Genomic DNA, 5,338 nt, shown 5'->3' on the forward strand with positions numbered 1-5,338 from the left:
TCGACGTAATTTGGCAACAAAATCGCCGCTATGGTAAAGTTATCATTCCCAAACTGCCAGAAATTGATAATAGCGAAGCTTATATCCAAGCTCTGAGCGGCGTGCTCCGTCAAGCCAATAGCAGTGAATTTGCGCTGCAAAATATCGGTAGAGCCGAGCAATTAGCTTGGCAGCAAAAACTCGGTTTGGGTAAAGCAAGATTGGTGGAACCACAAGCATTAATTACTGCGTGGGAAAATCAGACCAAATTACCGACCGAAGATCTCCGCTTTGTTTTACAATTAACCACGACAGCACGACGCTTGACTCCGAGTGAATTGACAAGCTGGCTGGCTAAAGTCCGCACGATCGATCGACAACTGAATAGGGGATAGGGAATAGGGGATAGGGGATAGTTAATAGCTAGTTTGAGCGCAAGCGTTCTTTTGTCTCCCAGTCTCCCAGTCTCAAAGTTTCCCAGTTTCCCAGTCTTTTAACTCTCTATCCCTAACCCCTATTCCCTATCACCTATCCCCTGAAATGACACACGCCATCTTCGATCGACTCAGCAATGCATTACAAGAAGTTGTCTTCGGACAGGAAGAGACTACCAGACAGCTGCTAATTGCCTTGCTGACTGGTGGGCATGTGATTTTGGAAGGAGTACCCGGTACGGGGAAAACCATGCTAGCTAGGGTGCTGTCACAACTCATTCAAGCTGATTTCAAGCGGATTCAATTGACGCCAGATATTTTGCCTGCTGATATTTTGGGAACGAATATTTTCGACCTCAAAAATCAGGAATTCGTCCTCAAAAAGGGGCCGGTATTTACCCAGATTCTCCTCGCTGATGAGATCAATCGCACCCCACCTAAAACCCAGTCCGCACTGCTCGAAGCCATGGCAGAGGGGCAAGTCACCCTCGATGGTGAAACAATGGTATTGTCGGAGCTATTTTGGACGATCGCGACTCAAAACTCATTAGAATTTGAAGGCACCTATCCATTACCAGAAGCGCAACTCGATCGATTCTTGTTCAAACTCATCGTCGATTATCCCGCCGCTGCTGCCGAACGCGAATTGCTCTCTACCGCACGACTCAGCCAGCCAGGATCGAGAATCGCGGACAAAAAATTGTTGCCAGTTGCCACTGTCGCCGACTGTCTTGCTGCTCGCCAATCCGTGCAGCAAGTCGCTGTCAACGATAATGCGATCGATTATCTGCTCGCCTTAGTCCAACAAACCCGCCAACATCCCGATCTCAGTCTGGGAGCCTCTCCCCGTGCCGCGATCGCCTGGTTACATGCTAGCAAATCGGCAGCTTGGCTCGATCGCCGCGAGATGGTAGTGCCCGATGATTTCAAGCAAGTTGCCATTCCCTTATTGCGCCACCGACTGGTTTTGCGTCCCGAAGCGCAGTTAGATGGCTTGGAAATCGATACTGTGATTGCTGGGGCGATCGATCGAGTGCCGGTGCCGAGGTAGCGGGGAGCGGGGAGTAGATCGTAGGGTGTGTTATCTCGAAGAGTAACGCACCAAAGAGTAATAAATCTATCGTTAATAGTTCGGGGTATCCCTGGGGTGAAACGATCGATCTGGCTTGTATCCTATTCAGGGAAAGAGCTTGAGCGATTAGATCGCAAATTGGCTGGGGGAAGGTCGATCGATTAACTTAGAGTTATCCAAATATCTCATACACAAAACACGCTTGACTGACTTACCCTTCGACCCGCAGACATTACCGACGCTCATCGAGCATGGGTATATCGCTTGCCAGACGCATCCTAGTTTACCTCTGAAGATTTATAACTACACTGCCAAGGCACAATTCGATCGCCATTGGGTGGCGGCGACGTTACACTGTCGGGGTTTGGTGTTGGATGATAATTATTTGCCAGCGGCGCGACCATTGCCCAAGTTTTTCAATCTCAGCGAACATCAGGGCACCTTACCAGAAGGCGTGCCAGAAATCTACGAGAAGCTTGATGGATCGTTAATTATTCTGTTTTACTATCAAGGTCAGTGGGAAGTGGCCTCACGCGGTAGTTTTGCCTCAGATCAAGCGAAAATGGCACGGGTATTACTTGCCGATCGACAAGCAGAGTTGAATAAGCTAGATCGAGAATATACCTACTTGCTGGAAATTATTTATCCGAGCAATCGGATTGTTGTGGACTATGGTGCAGCGCAGCGGCTGGTATTGCTAGCGGCAGTGCATACTCGAACTGGTGCCGAATTAGCACTGGCGCAAGTAGACTGGATCGATCGAGCGCAGACTTATCCAGCTACAACTTTACCGGAATGGATTAAATCGATCGAAGCCACTCAAGCCGAACTCGCCAACCAGGAAGGTTTTATCCTCAAATGGCCGAATGGCTTTCGACTCAAGTACAAACTTGCCGATTATGTCCGGCTGCACCGAATTATCACCAGAATTCAATCCAAAGATATTTGGGAATGTTTGAGCCAAAACCAGAGCCTAGCGCAGTTTCTCGATTCCGTTCCCGATGAATTTTATAACTGGGTTAAAGATACCAAGCTCGAACTAGAAACTAAGTATCGCGCGATCGAAACCGAATGCCAGCAAGCTTTCAAAGACTTAGGTGACAGACGCCAAACTGCCATGTATTTCCAAACCCAAAAATATCCTGGCGTCTTATTTCTCATGCTCGACGGCAGAGACTACAGCCAAGTCATCTGGAAACTCATCAAACCGGGTTACGAACGTCCGTTTCAGTTAGGGGATAGAGAATAGGGGATAGGGGATAGGGAGGGAGTAGGCTTTAGGTTCTTAAGACGCTCTGCGTCATTCTTCTATCTAACCAACTAACCCATTCACCCCCTACTTTCCTATCCCCTATCCCCTAAATCATGAAACTCATCCTCACAAAAGGCTTACCCGCAAGTGGCAAAAGCACCTGGGCGAAAGAATACATCCAAAAATATCCCGAGACTGCGAACTTGTGCAAGGACGATCTGAGGTTGCAATTGAGCGGTACGAATAAACGCGAAAAACGGATTGTCAAAGTCCGCGATCTGTTGACGGAGTATTACTTTGAGCAAGGTTATTCGGTGATTTGGTCGGATACTAATCTCAATCCAGTGCATTTGCAGCGGGCGACGGAACTAGCTGCCAAGCATCAGGCAGAACTGAAGATCCAAGATTTTACCGATGTGCCTTTGGCGGAGTGTATTCGGCGCGATTTGGTGCGATCGAATTCGGTGGGACAACAAGCGATCGAACAGATGTATTATGACTATTTACATGTACCGGAGTCGCCGCCAGCTTACGATCCGCAGTTGCCCGATTGTTATTTAGTCGATATCGATGGTACCTTAGCACTAGATCGGGGTCGATCTCCATTTGCCTGGGATCGCGTCGGGGAGGATGCTCTCAATCTGCCAGTGGCACAGACGATCGAGAAATTGGGACGCGGTACCGAAATTTTACTGTTATCTGGTCGATCGAACGTTTGTTACGATCTGACAGTTGCTTGGCTCAAAGAGCACAAAATTAACTACAAAAATCTATTCATGCGTCCGGCTGACGACCAGCGTCCCGATGAAATCCTCAAGTCCGAACTATATTACTTTCATATCCGCGATCGCTACAATGTCATCGGTGTCATTGACGATCGACCCAAGGTCTGTAGAATGTGGCGCAATCTTGGTTTGAATGTTTTTCAGGTTGGCAACCCCGACTATGAATTTTAAACCGAAACATTGACATTACGCTGAATTTTAAATACTCATTGTAAGTTTGATAACTACGATTAAAGGTAGAGATTCGATTATAAAAAGTATACCGATGATGTAGCGATAAAGTCGATCGACTTGGGCATGATAAGTGAGTAAATAGTCTCATCTTGTCTGAATCCTGCTGGCAAGAATCTCTAGCTGCGGCAAAATCTAGCTAGAGGAAAGACTTATGCGCTTCAATCGCTCTTCTGTTACTGAAGTAATCTTGACAAACCTACCATCTATGTCGGACTCACACATTAAGTTGGCATCTGCACAAACGCTGGATTTACCGAAGCAGCTAATCAACACCCAAGTTCAGAAATTGTGCCAACAGGGTAATAACTATGCCTTAAGAGGCGATATCGAGCGGGCGATTGCTTACTACACACAAGCGATCGCTCTAGCATCCGATTGTGTGGCGGCTTATTGCGAGCGGGGCAAAGCGTTGTTGGCGTTAAAAGATTATCCACAGGCAGCGATAGACTATACAACCGCACTCAAACTAAGTCCGGCTCATCCAGTTGCCGAGGCAGGTTTGGCGCGAGTTTACTACGCGCAAAAAGACTATCCTGCGGCTCTAGTGGCGTGCAATCGCGCAATCCAACGAGATCCTGACAATACAGACTTGTATCATTGTCGCGCGCTCATCAACACCAAACTGGGCGATTACCCAGGGATTTTGGTTGATTGTAAATTTATGCTCGAACGGCAGCCCCACGATGTTGTCGCTCGTTGGTTAAATGCTCGCGCTCATTTTCAGCTCGGTAACGATCGACTAGCAATCTTTAATTTTACTCAGTATCTCAACTTACGTAGCGATGATTGCTACGCATACTATTATCGGGGCATCTGTTACGAACGTGTCGGTAATGCACACCTAGCAGTAACCGATCTCAACAGCGCGATCGATCTCCAGCACGATGTAGCACTTTTCTATCGCAGACGCGGTCGGATCCGCCAACGATTAGGCGATTTGACGGGGGCGATGAGCGATTTCGATCGCACGATCGCCCTCGATCCCAGTCAGGGACAGGTTTATCTCCATCGTGCCAATATTTATATCAATCGTGGCGATTATATCCAGGCATTGAGCGAGTGCAGCCAAGCAATTTATTTAAACCCTCAGCTCATTACCGCGCATTATCAACGGGGTGTAATTCATACGGAAATTGGCAATCTGCATGCGGCTTTAGCCGATTATCATCATTTGATTCAGCTTGCGCCACAAGATTTAAATGCTTATATCCAACGCAGTTGGATCTACTTTCGCCACGGTGAGTATCCAGCGGTAATGACAGATTGCAATCGGGTCTTAGAAGTCGATCGCAACTCAGTCCCAGCTAATTATTTGATGGGCATAGTCCAATCATTATCTGGTTTCAAACAAGAAGCGGTGTTTAATTTTTCTAAGGTGCTCGATAGCCAACCAAGTTTTATTTGCGCTCTATATCACCGAGGATTGCTGTATCACGATCTGAAATATGAGGATAAGGCAATGAGTGATTTTAACTTAGCCCGATCGATCCAAACTCAATCCTTGGATGTGGTAACTACCAATCGAGATGAAACTGGATTGTATGCTGAAGGCTTGGCTTTATATTACCTGGGTCAACCAGAC

The 5,338-nt window shown here is 47.3% G+C and carries 4 protein-coding genes and 1 pseudogene; all 5 read left to right on the forward strand.

Annotated elements, in window-relative coordinates; translation table 11 throughout:
* A pseudogene (locus RMO84_RS14445) lies at positions 1 to 374 on the forward strand (DUF4350 domain-containing protein); the annotation flags it as partial.
* A gap of 145 nt (positions 375 to 519) precedes the next feature.
* Complete coding sequence (locus tag RMO84_RS14450) at positions 520 to 1,464, forward strand: MoxR family ATPase (protein WP_310489146.1); 945 nt, start codon at positions 520 to 522, stop codon at positions 1,462 to 1,464.
* Positions 1,465 to 1,687: 223 nt separating this feature from the next.
* Positions 1,688 to 2,734 (forward strand): RNA ligase, encoded by a 1,047-nt coding sequence (locus RMO84_RS14455; RefSeq protein ID WP_310489147.1) that lies wholly within the window; start codon positions 1,688 to 1,690, stop codon positions 2,732 to 2,734.
* Positions 2,735 to 2,850: 116 nt separating this feature from the next.
* Positions 2,851 to 3,693 (forward strand): AAA family ATPase, encoded by an 843-nt coding sequence (locus RMO84_RS14460; RefSeq protein ID WP_310489148.1) that lies wholly within the window; start codon positions 2,851 to 2,853, stop codon positions 3,691 to 3,693.
* A gap of 289 nt (positions 3,694 to 3,982) precedes the next feature.
* Positions 3,983 to 5,338, forward strand: a 1,356-nt coding sequence (locus RMO84_RS14465) for a tetratricopeptide repeat protein (RefSeq protein WP_310489149.1), incomplete at its 3' end; no start/stop codon positions are given.

The organism is Chamaesiphon sp. VAR_69_metabat_338 (assembly GCF_031423935.1).
In the GTDB taxonomy this organism is placed as follows: domain Bacteria; phylum Cyanobacteriota; class Cyanobacteriia; order Cyanobacteriales; family Chamaesiphonaceae; genus Chamaesiphon.

What these genes read in the sequence shown, in the direction of transcription:
- RMO84_RS14460 (WP_310489148.1), top strand. Translation starts at nt 2,851, where the DNA reads ATGAAACTCATCCTCACAAAAGGCTTACCCGCAAGTGGCAAAAGCACC.
- RMO84_RS14450 (WP_310489146.1), top strand. Translation starts at nt 520, where the DNA reads ATGACACACGCCATCTTCGATCGACTCAGCAATGCATTACAAGAAGTT.